13 protein-coding genes are annotated in these 14,173 nt (G+C 73.0%); 4 read left to right on the forward strand and 9 right to left on the reverse strand.

Annotated elements, in window-relative coordinates; genetic code table 11:
• Nucleotides 1–18: 18 nt before the first annotated feature.
• From QP090_RS04150 to dnaG, 3 genes are all read right to left on the reverse strand, one after another.
• Nucleotides 19–519: a YbjQ family protein gene (locus tag QP090_RS04150; RefSeq protein ID WP_285937101.1), complete on the reverse strand. Its 501-nt coding sequence runs from the start codon at nt 517–519 to the stop codon at nt 19–21.
• A gap of 137 nt (nt 520–656) precedes the next feature.
• Complete coding sequence (rpoD, locus tag QP090_RS04155; RefSeq protein ID WP_285938567.1) at nt 657–1,805, reverse strand: RNA polymerase sigma factor RpoD; 1,149 nt, start codon at nt 1,803–1,805, stop codon at nt 657–659.
• A gap of 71 nt (nt 1,806–1,876) precedes the next feature.
• Nucleotides 1,877–3,835, reverse strand: a complete 1,959-nt coding sequence (gene dnaG, locus QP090_RS04160) for a DNA primase (protein ID WP_285937102.1) — start codon at nt 3,833–3,835, stop codon at nt 1,877–1,879.
• A gap of 121 nt (nt 3,836–3,956) precedes the next feature.
• Here dnaG and QP090_RS04165 point away from each other — a divergent pair, with 121 nt between their 5' ends.
• The gene (locus QP090_RS04165) at nt 3,957–4,556 is read left to right on the forward strand and encodes a putative glycolipid-binding domain-containing protein (protein WP_285937103.1); all 600 of its coding nucleotides are present in this window, start codon (nt 3,957–3,959) and stop codon (nt 4,554–4,556) included.
• 70 nt (nt 4,557–4,626) lie between these two features.
• Here QP090_RS04165 and QP090_RS04170 read toward each other — a convergent pair whose 3' ends face one another.
• Complete coding sequence (locus tag QP090_RS04170; RefSeq protein WP_285937104.1) at nt 4,627–6,177, reverse strand: M20/M25/M40 family metallo-hydrolase; 1,551 nt, start codon at nt 6,175–6,177, stop codon at nt 4,627–4,629.
• 368 nt (nt 6,178–6,545) lie between these two features.
• Here QP090_RS04170 and QP090_RS04175 point away from each other — a divergent pair, with 368 nt between their 5' ends.
• Nucleotides 6,546–7,298 (forward strand): ATP-binding cassette domain-containing protein, encoded by a 753-nt coding sequence (locus QP090_RS04175; RefSeq protein ID WP_285937105.1) that lies wholly within the window; start codon nt 6,546–6,548, stop codon nt 7,296–7,298.
• A 9-nt stretch (nt 7,299–7,307) separates the two neighbouring features.
• Here QP090_RS04175 and pdxR read toward each other — a convergent pair whose 3' ends face one another.
• Nucleotides 7,308–8,753, reverse strand: a complete 1,446-nt coding sequence (pdxR, locus tag QP090_RS04180; protein WP_285937106.1) for a MocR-like pyridoxine biosynthesis transcription factor PdxR — start codon at nt 8,751–8,753, stop codon at nt 7,308–7,310.
• 81 nt (nt 8,754–8,834) lie between these two features.
• Between pdxR and QP090_RS04185 the strand changes: the two genes are divergently transcribed.
• Complete coding sequence (locus tag QP090_RS04185; protein ID WP_285937107.1) at nt 8,835–9,473, forward strand: TIGR03086 family metal-binding protein; 639 nt, start codon at nt 8,835–8,837, stop codon at nt 9,471–9,473.
• Nucleotides 9,474–9,501: 28 nt separating this feature from the next.
• Here the strand turns inward: QP090_RS04185 and QP090_RS04190 are convergent, their stop codons facing one another.
• On the reverse strand, nt 9,502–9,879 hold the full coding sequence (locus QP090_RS04190) for a MerR family transcriptional regulator (RefSeq protein WP_285937108.1): 378 nt from the start codon (nt 9,877–9,879) through the stop codon (nt 9,502–9,504).
• Nucleotides 9,880–10,157: 278 nt separating this feature from the next.
• On the opposite strand from QP090_RS04190, the gene QP090_RS04195 reads away from it, so the two are divergent.
• Nucleotides 10,158–11,027, forward strand: coding sequence for an LLM class F420-dependent oxidoreductase (locus QP090_RS04195; protein ID WP_285937109.1), 870 nt, complete (start codon nt 10,158–10,160; stop codon nt 11,025–11,027).
• Nucleotides 11,028–11,110: 83 nt separating this feature from the next.
• Here the strand turns inward: QP090_RS04195 and QP090_RS04200 are convergent, their stop codons facing one another.
• The 3 genes from QP090_RS04200 to QP090_RS04210 form a co-directional block, all read right to left on the reverse strand.
• A complete protein-coding gene (locus QP090_RS04200) occupies nt 11,111–11,536 on the reverse strand; it encodes a GtrA family protein (RefSeq protein WP_285937110.1) in 426 nt (141 codons plus the stop codon).
• A gap of 95 nt (nt 11,537–11,631) precedes the next feature.
• On the reverse strand, nt 11,632–12,801 hold the full coding sequence (locus tag QP090_RS04205) for an MFS transporter (RefSeq protein ID WP_285937111.1): 1,170 nt from the start codon (nt 12,799–12,801) through the stop codon (nt 11,632–11,634).
• A 55-nt stretch (nt 12,802–12,856) separates the two neighbouring features.
• Nucleotides 12,857–14,083, reverse strand: coding sequence for an NAD(P)/FAD-dependent oxidoreductase (locus tag QP090_RS04210; RefSeq protein ID WP_285937112.1), 1,227 nt, complete (start codon nt 14,081–14,083; stop codon nt 12,857–12,859).
• Nucleotides 14,084–14,173: the final 90 nt, after the last annotated feature.

A 14,173-nucleotide genomic window follows, 5' to 3' on the forward strand; every position in this document is an offset into this window, starting at 1 on the left:
CGGGAGGGACGTACCGGGCTACCTCGGACGGTCGTTCAGGCCGATCGTCAGGTTGCGCGCGGCCATCGGCGGGCCGCCCGGCTGCGCCTCGCCGAACGGCGGCATCTGCCCGCCGGGCGAATGCTGGGGCCGCTGCCCGTGCTGCGGCTGCCCGTGCTGCGGCTGCCCGTGCTGCGGCTGCTCGCGTCCGGGCGCCTGCGCCGGCTCGGCCCACACCGCCGTCCCGTACGCGCAGACCTCATGGCCGTTCCCGAGCGCGGCGGTGTCGAAGCACATGCCCACCACGGCGTTGGCGCCCTTGCGGCGGGCCTCCTCGCCGAGCCGGTCGACCGCCTCGCGCCGCGCCGCGGCCAGGCCGGTGGCCGGACGGTCGCCGGTGACCCGGAACGTCGAACTGCTCCCCGGCTGGTCGGACGCGGGCGCCCGCCCCTGATCCGCCTGGACCGCGGTCCCCAGGGCCTCGCCGAGCACGCTGCGGATCTCGTACCCCGCCAGGCCGTCAGTCGTCACGATCAGCATGGCCACACGGTATTCCACCCCCCGACGGATGACGCCCTTCCCCCTTCGCGACGATCCACGGCACGGTGGCAGTGCCGGTGAGCGGCGTCCCGCGAACCGCCCCCGCACCGTGGGTGGGGGGCGGTTCGCCGAAGGGGTCAGTCCAGGTACTCCTTGAGGACCTGGGCGCGGGACGGGTGGCGCAGTTTGGCCAGCGTCTTGCTCTCGATCTGGCGGATCCGCTCCCGGGTCACGCCGAACTCCCTGCCGACCTCCTCGAGGGTGCGCGGGTGGCCGTCGGTCAGGCCGAAGCGCAGCTGGATGATGCGCTGCTCGCGGTCCGACAGGGTGCCGAGGATGTCCTCCAGCTGGTCCTGGAGGAGGATGAACGCCGCCGCCTCGATCGGCACGACCGCGTCCGCGTCCTCGATGAAGTCGCCGAGATCGGAGTCCTCCTCCCCGATCGGCGACTGGAGCGACACCGGCTCCTGGGCGATGCGCTGGATCTCCACGACCCGAACGGGGGTCAGGCCCATCTCCAGGCCGATCTCCTCGGGGATCGGCTCCCGGCCGAGGTCCTGGTGCAGCTGGCGCTGCACCCGGACCAGCTTGTTGATGGTCTCCACCATGTGCACCGGGATCCGGATGGTCCGGGCCTGGTCGGCGATCGCACGGGTGATCGCCTGGCGGATCCACCAGGTGGCGTAGGTCGAGAACTTGAACCCCTTGGTGTAGTCGAATTTCTCGACCGCACGGATGAGTCCGAGATTGCCCTCCTGAATCAGGTCGAGGAACAGCATTCCCCGGCCCACATAGCGTTTGGCGATCGAGACGACCAGCCGCAGGTTGGCCTCGATCAGGCGTTGCTTCGCCCGTACTCCCTCACGGGCGAGCAGTTCGAGGTCGAGCCGCTCGCCGCGGGCGAGGATGGCGGTGTGCGCCATCTTCTCCTCGGCGAACAGTCCCGCCTCGATCGATTTAGCGAGTTCGACTTCATCTTCTGCCGTGAGAAGCGGTACGCGACCGATCTCTCTCAGATAGATCCGAACCAGGTCGCTCGTCGGCGCCCGCTTGCCGAGGTCTCCCTCGTCCACTCGCGTGACGTCCTCGGCCTCCTGCTGGGAGGAATCGAGGACCTCTACCCCCTGCTCTGCGAGCATCCGGACGATCCGTTCCAGGGAGTCGTCCGGCAAGTCGGAGCGATCGAGCGCGGCAGCAACGTCATCGACGGTCACACCGCCGCGTTCTCTGCCGCGTGCGACGAGGTCCGCCACCTGATCAACCGATGGCGCCTCGCTTGGCAGCACCGAAGGGCCCACGGGGACAGTCTGCGTCACGAGGGGCCTAGATCACAGGACCTATTTTGCGGTCTCTTGACTTACTGCGACCCAAGCCCGCGCTCGCGCAACACCCGTCTCTGCTGCTCAAGCGCGACAAGATCGCCGAAGAGCCGGTTGTACTCCTCGGGCTGCTCGGCCGGATTCAGCCGCTGGAGTTTAGATTTGGCGTTCGCGATCATGCGGGTGAGCTGGCGTTCCTGTATTCGGGCCAGCAGTTCCACGCCATAGCGGTCGTCCGAATCCTGGGCGGCGTGCACCGGCTCCACCCCGAACAGCGTCACCAGGCCCTTGACCTGCTCGTTCGGGGCGTGCTCGAGCAGCAGCGCGACCCATTCGGCACTCCCCCCGGCGAGCGCGACCCCGCCGGCCGCGGCGATGACCGCCCGCACCGCCACGTGCGGTGGCGCGATGAACGCCTCGGGCGGCACCTCGTCGAACCCCGGGCCGAGCACCGCGGGCCGCTGCACCGCGAGTTTGAGCAGCTCGCGCTCGCGCTGCACCTCGGGATCGTTCGGATCGTAGGCCGGACGCTCGGCCAGGGGACGCGCCTCGCCCTGCCGCCGCGGGTCGCCCTGCTGCCCGCGGTCGCCGCGGCCGGCTCCCTGGCGCCCGCCGTTGCCCTGGCCGCCCCCTTGGCGCCCGCCGTTGCCCTGGCCGCGCGCCTGATCGCGCGCCGACAGCTCGCGGACGCGGCGCAGCACGAACTGCTCGTCCATGATGCCGAGCCAGCGGTCGAGGCTGACCGCGTACATCTGCCGCAGCGACCGGTCCTTGATCGCCGCGACCACCGGGGCCGCCGCGTCGAGCGCGGCCAGCCGCCCCTCGGCGGTGTCGAGGTCGTGCCGCTGGATCGCGCTGCGCACCGCGAACTCGAACAGCGGGAGCCGCGAGGCCACCAGATCGCGCACCGCCGCGTCGCCGTGCCGGATCCGCAGGTCGCACGGGTCGAGCCCGTCGGGCTGAACGGCGACGAAGGTCTGCGTGACGAACTTCTGCTCGTCGGCGAACGCGCGCAGCGCCGCCTTCTGCCCTGCCGAGTCGCCGTCGAAGGTAAAGATGACCTCGCCGCGGAACTCGTCCTGGTCCATCAGCAGCCGGCGCAGCACCTTGATGTGGTCGTCGCCGAACGAGGTGCCGCAGGTCGCGATCGCGGTGGGGATGCCGCTCAGATGGCAGGCCATCACGTCGGTGTAGCCCTCGACCACGACCGCCTGCCGCCGCCGGGCGATCTCCTTCTTGGCCAGGTCGGCGCCGTACAGCACCGAGCCCTTGTGGAAGATCGGCGACTCGGGGGTGTTGAGGTACTTGGGCCCGTCGTCGTCCTCGTACAGCTTGCGCGCGCCGAATCCGATCACGTCGCCGGTGAGGTCGCGGATCGGCCAGATCAGCCGGCCGCGGAACCGGTCCATCGGCCCGCGCCGGCCCTCCTTGACCAGCCCGCCCGCGATCATCTCCTTGTCGGAGAAGCCGCGCAGGCGCAGGTGCCGGACGAGCGCCTCCCACTCGCGCGGCGCGAAGCCGACCCCGAACCGGGCCGCGTCGGCGGCCTCGAAGCCCCGCTCGGACAAGAACCTGCGGCCGATGATCGCCTCGGCCGAGCCGAGCTGCTCGGCGAAGTACTCGGCGGCGGCCTTGTGCGCCTCGATCAGCCGGGCGCGCTGCCCGCCGTCCTGCCGGGGCCGGGCGCCGCCCTCCTCGTACCGGAGCTGGATCCCGACCTGCGCCGCGAGCCGCTCGACCGACTCGGAGAACGACAGGTGCTCGATCTCCTGCACGAACTTGATGACGTCGCCGCCGACGCCGCAGCCGAAGCAGTACCAGAGCCCGCGGCTCGGGGTCACATTGAACGAGGGCGACTTCTCCTCGTGGAAGGGGCACAGGCCCTTGAGGTTGCCGCCGCCGGCGTTGCGGAGCTGGAGGTACTCCGCGATCACGTCGGCGACGGACGACCGCTCTCGTACGAGCGCGATGTCCTCATTGCGAATCCGGCCTGCCACGGCGGCGAGTCTAATGGCGCGGCCCGGCATCCGGCGCATCCCGATGGAACCGGGCACCGCCCCGGCGGCGGCGGACGGGCGCACCGTCCCCACCGCCGCCGGAGCAGAGGACACTGGGGGGATGACCCGATCACTGGTGTGGGTGAAGCCCGCGGGCGCGGAGACGGCGGACGTCGACCTCGGCGGGGGGCGGCTGGCCGCGTCCGGGGCCGCCCTCGGCGGCGGGCCGTTCCCCTATCGGCTGGAGTACGAGCTGACCACGGGTGAGAGGTACGTCACCGCGCGGCTGCTGGTCCGGGCGAACGGGATCGACCCCGAGACCGGGCCGTGGGAGCGGGCGCTGGAGCTGATCAACCGGCCGGAGGGCGACTGGACCGTCAACGCCCGCTCGGAGGGGCACGTGGCGATGCCGCCGCCCGGCGGGGACGCGGAGGCGGTGCGGGGCGCGCTCGACTGCGACCTCGGCCTGTCCCCGCTCACCAACTCGATGCCGGTGCTGCGGTCGGGGTTCCTGGACGGCGGCCCGCCGGCCGAGCACCTCATGGCCTGGGTGTCGGTCCCCGACCTGGCGGTGCGGCCGTCCCGGCAGACGTACGCGTTCGTCCGCCGGGAGGGCGACCGCTCGGTGGTGCGGTACTCCAGCCCGGGGTTCGTGGAGGAGATCATCTTCGACCGGGACGGGCTGGTGCTCGACTACCCATCCATCGGGCACCGGGTCTGAGGCGCCGCCGCCGCCGGCGTTCCCGGGCGAAGGCCCCGCCGGGAACGCCGGGGCCTTCGCCCGGGACCGGTCAGCGGACCCTGAAGGCGTCGAAGAGGCGGTACATGAACTCGGTGCCCTGCTGGAGGGCGGCGACGCCGATGCGCTCATCGGTGCCGTGCATGGTGATGAGCTGGTCGTTGTCGAGGACGTACGGGTAGACGCCGTAGCCGGGCACGCCGCGCGACGTCCACGGGGAGAGGCTGGTGCCCGCCTCGAAGAGCGCGGGCGCGAACACCGCGTCCGGGTAGGTCTTGCCGGCGGCGGCGCGGACGGCTGAGTAGAGGGGCGAGTCGATGCTGGACGGGGGCGCGGCCGACTTCGCGTCCAGGCGCTTGAGCACGTCCTCCTCCGACTCCCCCGCCTCGCCCGCGACCTTGACCGTCACGTCGCGGCCGTGCAGGCGCTCGCGCAGCTGCGCCACGAAGTCCCGGGGGCGCTGCCCCCCGGGGATGCCGCGGCAGTTGAGGCGGAGCGTGGCGGTCGAGGGGATGACGTTCTCCTTGTAGCCCGCGTCCTCGATGACGAAGGCGTGGGTGGTGCGCAGCAGTGCGCGGTGCAGCCAGGGGTACGAACTGCGCTTGACGACCAGGGCGGCGGCCCGTTCGCGCGCGGCCTGGCTGCGGGCCGAGAGCATCAGCTCCAGCGCCCGCCTGAACGCGCCGTCGTCCGTCGCCTTGGCCAGCGCGCCGAAGTACTCGCGGGTGACCGGGGTGAGCGCGACGGGCGCGAGCCAGGTGTCGATGGCCGCGACCGCGCGGGACAGGGTGGCTACGGCCGAGTCGGGGCTGGGCTTGGAGGAGTGCGTGGCGGTGCCGTCGGCGACCAGGTCGAGGTTGAAGTAGACCTTGTCCTGGCGGGTCACGGTGATGAGCATCGGGGTCTCGCGGTCCTTCTGCGCGAGGAACCAGCCGCCCTCGGTCAGCACCATGCCCGCGTCGATCTTGTCCCAGTGGTGCTCGGCGAGCCAGCCGGAGCCGTACGGGCCGGACTCCTCGTCGCAGTCGGTCAGGACGATGATGTCGCGGTCGAACCGGGCGCCCTCCTTGACGTGCCGGAGCAGCGCGGTGACGAACGCGGCGTTGGCGCCCTTCATGTCGAGCGAGCCGCGGCCGTAGACCTCGCCGTTCTTGACCACGCCCGCGAACGGGTCGACCGACCATTTGTCACGTTCCACCGGAACGACATCGGAATGTCCGAGCAGCAGCAGCGGAGCCGCCGAGCCGGTGCCCTTGATCCGGGCGATGAGGTGGACGTTGTCCTTCTTCGGGGTGGGGACGATCTCGGCGGGGACGCCGGCCGACTCCCAGACGCCCTTGAGCATCTCGGCGTGCGGCCGGGTGATCCCGCCGTCGCCGTGGTTCTGGGTGTCGAAGGCCAGCATCTTCTTGAGCAGGGCGAGCGGATCGAGGTCAGCGGGCGCGATCCCGCGGGCGGGCACGGTCCCCCGGGCGGCGGCGGGCGCGGCGGCGGCGGTGCCCCCGGCGAGGGCACCCCCGGCGAGCAGGACCGCGCCGGCACCGGTGCGGTGCAGGAACGTTCGGCGGCTGACGGGCTCTGGGAAATCGGTCGGCGTTGACATAGGAGCTCCTCATGATGGGTTGGCGGAGGCTGCCTCGGGGACCGGGTGGGGAGCGCTCAGCGCCGCCGGACGGCGGCCGTCACCTCCGGGCCATTGGTGATCACCATCAGCACGTTGATCGTCCCGGCCCGGACGATCGTTACGCGCGGCGGCGCGGGCGTGCGGGCGTGCGGCACGCGGTCGCCGCGGGCGGAATGGGCACGTCCGGACGGAGAACCGAGAGTGCGGGCGAGGACGCGGGAAGGGCGCGGGGACCGTGGCCGGGTCCGGCCGCGCCTGGGCCCCGCGCGGGCAGGGGCGCTCTGGACAAACCGGCGGGCGCACGATGGGATGGCGGACCGAGATCTCGCCCACCACCAGGCGGCCCGATGACGCAGGTTGTGCTCGACGGCATTGACAAGGTGTATCCCGGCATGGCCGACCGGATCGCGGTGCTGCGCGACGGCCTGCTGGAGGACGTCGGGACGCCCGAGCAGATCTACCAGGACCCGGCCACGGTGTTCGTCGCGGCGTTCCTCAGCACCCCGCCGATCAACCTGCTGCAAGCGCGGGCGTGGGTGCAGGAGGGGCAGAGCGTGCTGCTCGACCTCGGCCCGCAGCGGCTCACCATCCCGGCGCACGACCCGCGCGCCGCGGCGATGATCAGCCATCACGGCGCCCCGGTCATCGTCGGGATCCGCCCGGACGCCCTCACCCTCGCGACCGGCACGTCCGGCACGTCCGACACGAAGAGCGCGGACGGCGCGGGCAGGGCGGTGCTGTCCGGGTGCGTCCGCGCGCTGGAGTTCCACGGGTCCGACTGGCTCGCCTACGCCGAGGCGGGCATCGCCACGGCCGACCCGAACGAGGTGGGCCGCGCGCACGCCGCCGCCTCGCCCGATCCGGGGCCGTCCGGGCTCGCGGGCCGGATGCGCGGGCTGCTCGGCCTAGCCGGCGCGGGCGCCGTTCCGGACGAGGTCTCCGAGGAGCACTCCGGCCACCACCGGCGCTCGGACCTGGTGTTCCGCATCGCGTCCGGCCGCCGTCCGAGCCGGGGCGACCGGGTGGACCTGGGCGTCGACCTGAGCCGGGTCCTGCTGTTCGGCGCCGACGGCCGGCGCGTCACCCCGGTCCGCCGCTGAGGCCGTCCCCTAGAGCGCGTCGAGCACGCCGCGCAGGCGGCGCAGGCCCTCGTCGATCTCGGCGGGGCGCACGGCTCCGTACCCGAAGACCAGGCCGGACATCGGCGGCTCGGTCACGGCGAACTCCGAGAGCGGGAAGAGCCCGACGCCCTCCGCCAGCGCGCGCCGCGCCACCTCCGCGTCGTCCACGGGCCCCTCGCCCGGCCGCCCGGCGTGCGTGCCGTCCGGGAAGGTGGCGCTCAGGTGCAGACCGGCGGCGGACGGGACGATCTCCAGCCGGCCCGCGAAGTCGCGGGCCAGCAGCTCGCCGATCCGTTCGTGCCGGGTCTGGTAGCGGCGGCGCGAGGCGCGGATGTGCCGGGCCAGCAGCCCCTCGTCGATGAAGCGCGCCAGCGCGGCCTGGACGGGCAGGTCGGCGTGCCAGGACGAGACGTAGCGGGCCAGCCGGAACGCTTCGTGCAGCGCGGGCGGGGCCACCAGGAAGCCGAGTCGCAGCGCCGGTCTCATGATCTTGGAGAAGGTCCCGACGTACAGCACCCGGCCGTCGCCGTCGAGGCTCTGGAGCGGCTCGACCGGACGGCCGCCGTAGCGGTACTCGGTGTCGTAGTCGTCCTCGATGATCACCACGTCCCGGCGCCGCGCCCAGTCGAGCAGCGCCGTGCGGCGCGGCAGCGACATGGGCATGCCGAGCGGGAACTGGTGGGACGGTGTGACGTACACCGCCCGCGCGTCGACCGGCAGCGCGTCGACCCGCAGCCCCTCGGCGTCGACCGGGACGCCGCGCACCCGCATGCCGAGCGACCGGAACAGCATGCGGGCGGGCGGGTAGCCGGGGTCCTCGACCGCGACGACCGAGCCGGGTTCGAGCAGCACCCGCCCGATCAGGTCCAGGGCCTGCTGGATCCCGGCCGTCACCACGACGTCGCCCGCGCCGGCCCGCACCGAGCGGGAGACGCCGATGTGCCGGGCGATCGCGGCGCGCAGCGCGGGCAGCCCGGCCGGGTCACCGGCGGCCCCCGGGCCGGGCAGCGCCGAGGGCCGCAGCACCGCGGACATCAGCCGCCGCCACGACTCGTACGGGAACAGCCGGACGTCGGGGAGCCCGGCGCGGAAGTCCCAGGTGAGGCCCGCCGCGGGGCCGGGCCAGACCTCGACGCCGTCCCAGACCGGCCGGGGCCGCAGCGGGGACGCGGCCGGCGCGCCCCGGGACGCGGGCCATGCCTCCTGGACGAACGTCCCAGCGCCCACCCGGCTGCGGAGGAAGCCCTCGGCGGCGAGCCGGTCGTAGGCGACGGCGACGGTGTTGCGGGAGATCTCCAGCCGCCGCGCGAGCTCCCGGGTCGGCGGCAGCGCGTCGCCGGTCCGCAGCCTGCCGTCCCGGACCGCGGACCTGAGCTGCCGGTAGATCTGCCCGGACAGGTCGCGGCGGCCGGCCAGGCTGATGTGGACCTCCATCGGCCGAGCCTAAATCGGCTCAGTCGGTTCGCGCAATTTTGGCCCTTCGCCTGGGCCTCTGTCCGGGCCTACGGTGAGGGCATGGCTCTGCTCAGCGAACTCCTCGCGTCCGACTTCCGCGAACTCGACCGGCGGGCGTCCGACCTCTACCTCGCGGCCGTCGCACAGGTCCGGCCCGACTCCCTGCACCTGCCGACGCCCTGCGCCGACTGGACGCTGCACGGACTGATCAGGCACCAGGTCAGCCAGGACGAGGGGTTCGCCGCCGCCGTCGACGGGCGGGGCGCCGACCTCCGGGTCTGGCGGAACGGGCGGCTCGGCGACGACCCGTTCGGCGCCGCGAAGACCTCGCTCGACGCCCTGCTCACCGCGTTCGAGCAGGACGGCGTGCTGGACCGCGAGTTCGTCCTGCCCGAGATCCGCGCCGACGGCACGTTCCCCGCCCGCCTCGCGATCTCCTTCCACTTCGTGGACCTGGTCGTGCACGCCTGGGACGTGGCCGCCACGATCGGCGCGCCGTGGGAGCCGGGCCGGGAGCTGACCGACGCCGCGCTCAAGGTCGCCGGGATCGTCCCCGCCGCCCCCGGCGCGCGCGGCCCTGGGGAGTCCTTCGACCAGGTCGCCGGCCCGATCGACGACGGTGTCCCGGCCGAGCACCGCCTGCTGGCGCTGCTCGGCCGCTCGCCCTCGTGGACGCCCCCCGGCGGCGGCGCCGGATGACCGGACCGGCGGCGGTACTGCCGGGCCGTCAGGCGGGCACCCCGTCGCAGACCTCGCCGCGGTAGAGGTCGATCTTCCACTGGATCTGCCGCTGCTGGTCCTGGAGCCGGGCGATCTGCTCCTCCACCCGCCGGTCGTGCTCCTGGAGGATCGCCAGCCGCTCCTGGACGGTGCCGCCCCCGCCCCGCGCCAGCTCGGAGTAGCGCAGCATCTCGGCGATCGGCATCCCGGTCCCGCGCAGGCATTGCAGCATCCCGAGCCAGCGCAGGTCGTCGTCGCTGAAGACGCGCCGCCCGGACGAGTTGCGCGCGATCCCGGAGAGCAGGCCGATCTTCTCGTAGTAGCGCAGCGTGTCGATGCTGAAACCGCTCTTCTCGGCGGTCTCGGCCGGAGAGTAGGAGCTCACCGGGCAAGAATCGCACCTGGAGTGCACTCCAGGTCAATCCTCCCCGTCCGCGATACGGTCCGGTAGGCCGTGGCCGCCGCTCCCCAACACTTCGCAAGGACCCGCGCGCCGCGGAATCTCGGGCGCCGGAATGGGGACGTTCGCCATAGCGGCCGTCCCCGTTCCGGACGCGCCCGACGATGACCGGGCCGTCCGGGGACCCGGACCGAACGCCTTGACCTGGAGCGCACTCCAGGTCGCAAGGTTGACCCGAGCACCCGACCACAGAAGGACACGGCATGCGCATCGGACTTCAGGTCCCCACCTTCACCTTCCCCGGCGGCGACGAGCGGATCCGGCCGACGTTCGGGCGGATGGCCCGCGACGCCGACCAGGCCGGGCTGCACTCGTTCTGGGTCATGGACCACTTCTTCCAGATCGCGATGGTCGGCGCGGCCGACGAGCCGATGCTGGAGGCCTACTCGGCGCTGTCGTACGCGGCGGCGCTCACCGAGCGGATCAGCCTCGGCACCATGGTCACCGGGGTCACCTACCGCAATCCCGGCATCCTGGTGAAGACCGTCACGACCCTGGACGTGCTGTCGGAGGGCCGCGCCTGGCTCGGCATCGGCGCGGCGTGGAACGAGGAGGAGTCACGCGGCCTCGGCGTCGACTTCCCGCCGGTCGCCGAGCGGTTCGAACGCCTGGAGGAGGCGCTGCGGATCGCCCACCAGATGTGGAAGGGCGACGAGTCCCCCTTCCACGGGAAGCACTTCGGGATGGAGCGTCCGCTCAACTCCCCGCAGGCGGTCTCCCGCCCGCACCCGCCGATCCTGATCGGCGGCGGCGGCGAGAAGAAGACGCTGCGCTTCGTCGCCAAGTACGCCGACGCGTGCAACATCTTCGACTCCGACGGGCTGCCCCACAAGCTCGACGTGCTGCGCGAGCACTGCGAGCGCGAGGGCCGCGACTACGCCGACATCGAGAAGACGTCCCTGACCAACATCCCGGGCGAGCCGTCGGTGGACCAGTGCGTCGACACCGTCGGCCGCCTCGCCGAGCGCGGCGTCGATCATGTGATCTTCTCTCAGCTCCGCGGCCAGGACCTGCCCGCCCTGCTCGGCGAGGTCCTGGCCCAGACCGAGAAGATCACCCCCGCCGGCCGCTGAACCGGCCCCGGCCCCACCGGAGGTTGACGCGGCGGGGCCGGGCACGCCGTGGGCGCGGCGCACGGCCACCCGTCCGGTCCGTCTCAGGCCGGCGCCGTGGGCGTGAACACCCACTTCTTGTACGACCAGTAGCGGAACGCCGAGCCGAGCCCGAGGCCGGCCAGCAGGCCGAGGTTGTAGGCGATGCCGCCGTGCAGGCCCAGGGTGTAGTAGGTGAAGCCGGTGCACAGCACCTGGATGAGCATCCCCACGCCGTTCAGCGCGAAGAAGATCACCACTTCGCGGCCGGAACCGTCGCTGTCGCGGTCGCGGAACGTCCAGAACCGGTTGGCCAGGTAGGACACCACGGTGGAGACCATGGTCGGGACGACCACGCTGGTCACCGGGCTGCCGCCGAGCCAGGCGCGCAGCAGGTTGGCGCCGAAGATCGTGATCACCGTGCCGACGCAGCCGACGAACCCGAAGCTGAGCAGCTCGCGCAGGAATGGGCGGTGACGCGAGACGGCCATAACCGATTTGACCGGTTTTGACCGCTGCATGGTGCTCACTCGCCCAGACCTTACCGGAGCGGGACATATGCGAATGTCGCAACCCGGCAGAAGGATCACCGTCCGGCGGTGGCGGTCGCCCCGGCGAGGAGCACGATCATGCCGACCAGCAGCACCGGGACGCCCAGCGCCCAGGTCTGCCCGACCCCCTGCGCAATGAACCCGATCACCGGCGGACCGCCCAGCAGCCCGAGGTAGCCGACCGCCGTCACCCGCGCGATCCCCGACGCGGCCGGAACCCCGGACAGGTTGCCCGCCGCGCTGAAGGTGACCGGCGCGACCGGGGCGACGCCCAGCCCGAACAGCGTGAACCCGGCCACGGCCGCGACCGGGTTCCCGGCCAGCAGGCCCAGCCCGAGGCCGAGCGCGGCGACCAGCGCGCCGAGGCGCAGCACCAGGACCGGTCCGAACCGCGCCACCACCCGGTCGCCGGCCAGCCGTCCGACCGTCATCGCGACCGCGCAGCCCGCGTACCCGAGCCCGGCCACGCCCGGCCCGGTGTCGAGCGTCTCCCGCAGGTAGACCGCGCTCCAGTCGGCCATCGCGCCCTCGCCCACGAACGAGCACAGCCCGATCACGCCCAGCAGCGCCAGCGTCCACCGCCCCGCCCGCGCCCCCGCGGACGGGCCGCCGGCGTCCTGCTCGGGCATCTCGTCGGCGGACCGGTCCAGCAGCCCCCGGCAGCCCAGCAGGAGCACCGCCGCGATCACCACCGCCGCCACGCCCAGATGCAGCGCCACCGGCACGTGCCCGTGCGCCGCGGCCGACCCGGCCAACGCCGCGCCGAGCGTCCCGATGCTGTACGCGCCGTGCAGTCCCGACATCAGCGGGCGCCCGTAGCGGCGCTCGACGGCCACGCCCTGCGCGTTCATCGCCACGTCCATCAGGCCGAGCGACCCGCCCATCAGGACCAGCGCGCAGATCAGCGAGCCCAGGTTCCAGGCGAACCCGAGCGGCACCAGCGACACCGCGACCACCAGTCCGGCCGTGATCGTCGTCGCCCGGCTGCCCCAGCGCGCCACCGTCCAGCCGGCGAACCGCACCGCCACGGTCACGCCGACCGGTGCGCCGAGCAGCGCGAGCCCGAGCGAGCCGTCGCTCAGCCCGAGGTGCTCCTTGATCTGCGGGATACGGGCCACCCAGGCCGCACCGAGCAGGCCGTGCGCCAGGAACGCCACCGTCACCGCGGCCCTGGCCCGGCCGAGCTTGATCGTCTGCGTCACCACCAAGCAGACATTACGTGGCTTACACCCCGATCGCGTCCCCTTCGGGGCCCGGAGTTCAGCCCAGCCCGGCCAGCGAAACCTTCGGGTCGGCGAGCCGGGAACGATCGACCTGCCGGCCGGACCTGATCAGCTCCTGAACGTCGCCGGTCACGTCCCACACGTTGACGTTCATGCCCGCGACGACCCGCCCGGCCGACAGCCAGAACGCGACGAACTCGCGGCCCGGGACGTCGCCCCGGTAGACGACCTCGTCGTACTCCCCCGGCCCCGCGACGCCCGACATCTCCATGCCGAGGTCGTACTGATCGCTGAAGAAGTACGGGACGCGGTCGTAGCTCACCTCCCGCCCGAGCATCGCGCGGGCCGCCGCCGGCCCGCCGTTCAGCGCGTTCGCCCAGTGCTCCACCCGGATCCGCCGCCCGAGCAGCGGATGGTAGGCGCTCGCCACGTCGCCCGCGGCGTAGACGTCGGGGTCGGAGGTGCGCAGCGACTGGTCGACCAGGATGCCGTCGGACACCTCCAGCCCCGCCTCCTCGGCCAGCCGGGTGTTGGGCCGCACCCCGATCCCGACGACCACCACGTCCGCCGGAACCTCCGCGCCGCCCGAGGTGACCACCGCCGAGACCTGCCCGGCGCCCCAGAACCCCGCCACCCCCTGGTCGAGCCGCAGGTCGACGCCGTGCTCGCGGTGCAGGTCGGCGAAGACGCCGCCGATCTCCGGGCCCACCGCCGCGTACAGCGGCGCCGGTTCCGGCTCGATGACCGTCACGTCGTTCCCGTACCCGCGGGCCGCGGCGGCGGCCTCCATGCCGATCCACCCGGCCCCGGCGACCACGACGCGCCGTCCCCCGGGCGACAGCGCCTCCCGCAGCGCCGCCGAGTCCGACATCGTGCGCAGGTAGTGGATGCCCTGGAGCTTGGCGCCCGGGACGTCCAGCCGCCGCGGGGACGCCCCGGTGGTGAGCAGCAGCCGGTCGTAGCCGAGGCGCTCCCCGGACGCCAGCCGCACCTCGTGCCCCACCCGGTCGAAGCCGTCGACCCGGGCGCCGAGCCGGAGGTCCACGTCGTGCTTGTCGTACCAGTCGGGCTCGTGCACGTGCGCCTTGTCGCGCGGCTCCTTGCCGAGCAGGAACCCCTTGGACAGGGGAGGCCGCTCGTAGGGCCGTTCGATCTCGTCGCCGATGAGCACCACCCGGCCGCGGAAGCCCTCCTCGCGCAGCGTCTCCGCGGCCTTGGCACCGGCCAGGCTCGCGCCGACGATGACGAACGTCTCCTCGGGCATGGCGACCTCCTGTCGATGAGCACCGCGTGGGCGCCGTTCCTGCTATCCCTACAGCGGCGTCCCCGGAGGAGACAAGGGCAACACTTCGCC

This window comes from Actinomadura xylanilytica, assembly GCF_030283145.1.
In the GTDB taxonomy this organism is placed as follows: Bacteria; Actinomycetota; Actinomycetes; order Streptosporangiales; family Streptosporangiaceae; genus Spirillospora; species Spirillospora xylanilytica.

Bases quoted from the DNA above. Each gene is read 5' to 3' on its own strand.
- QP090_RS04185 (WP_285937107.1), top strand. From the start codon at position 8,835: ATGGCTCTGCTCAGCGAACTCCTCGCGTCCGACTTCCGCGAACTCGAC.
- QP090_RS04165 (WP_285937103.1), top strand. From the start codon at position 3,957: ATGACCCGATCACTGGTGTGGGTGAAGCCCGCGGGCGCGGAGACGGCG.
- QP090_RS04175 (WP_285937105.1), top strand. From the start codon at position 6,546: ATGACGCAGGTTGTGCTCGACGGCATTGACAAGGTGTATCCCGGCATG.
- QP090_RS04170 (WP_285937104.1), bottom strand. From the start codon at position 6,177: ATGTCAACGCCGACCGATTTCCCAGAGCCCGTCAGCCGCCGAACGTTC.
- QP090_RS04195 (WP_285937109.1), top strand. From the start codon at position 10,158: ATGCGCATCGGACTTCAGGTCCCCACCTTCACCTTCCCCGGCGGCGAC.
- QP090_RS04150 (WP_285937101.1), bottom strand. From the start codon at position 519: ATGCTGATCGTGACGACTGACGGCCTGGCGGGGTACGAGATCCGCAGC.
- QP090_RS04200 (WP_285937110.1), bottom strand. From the start codon at position 11,536: ATGGCCGTCTCGCGTCACCGCCCATTCCTGCGCGAGCTGCTCAGCTTC.
- pdxR (WP_285937106.1), bottom strand. From the start codon at position 8,753: ATGGAGGTCCACATCAGCCTGGCCGGCCGCCGCGACCTGTCCGGGCAG.
- QP090_RS04210 (WP_285937112.1), bottom strand. From the start codon at position 14,083: ATGCCCGAGGAGACGTTCGTCATCGTCGGCGCGAGCCTGGCCGGTGCC.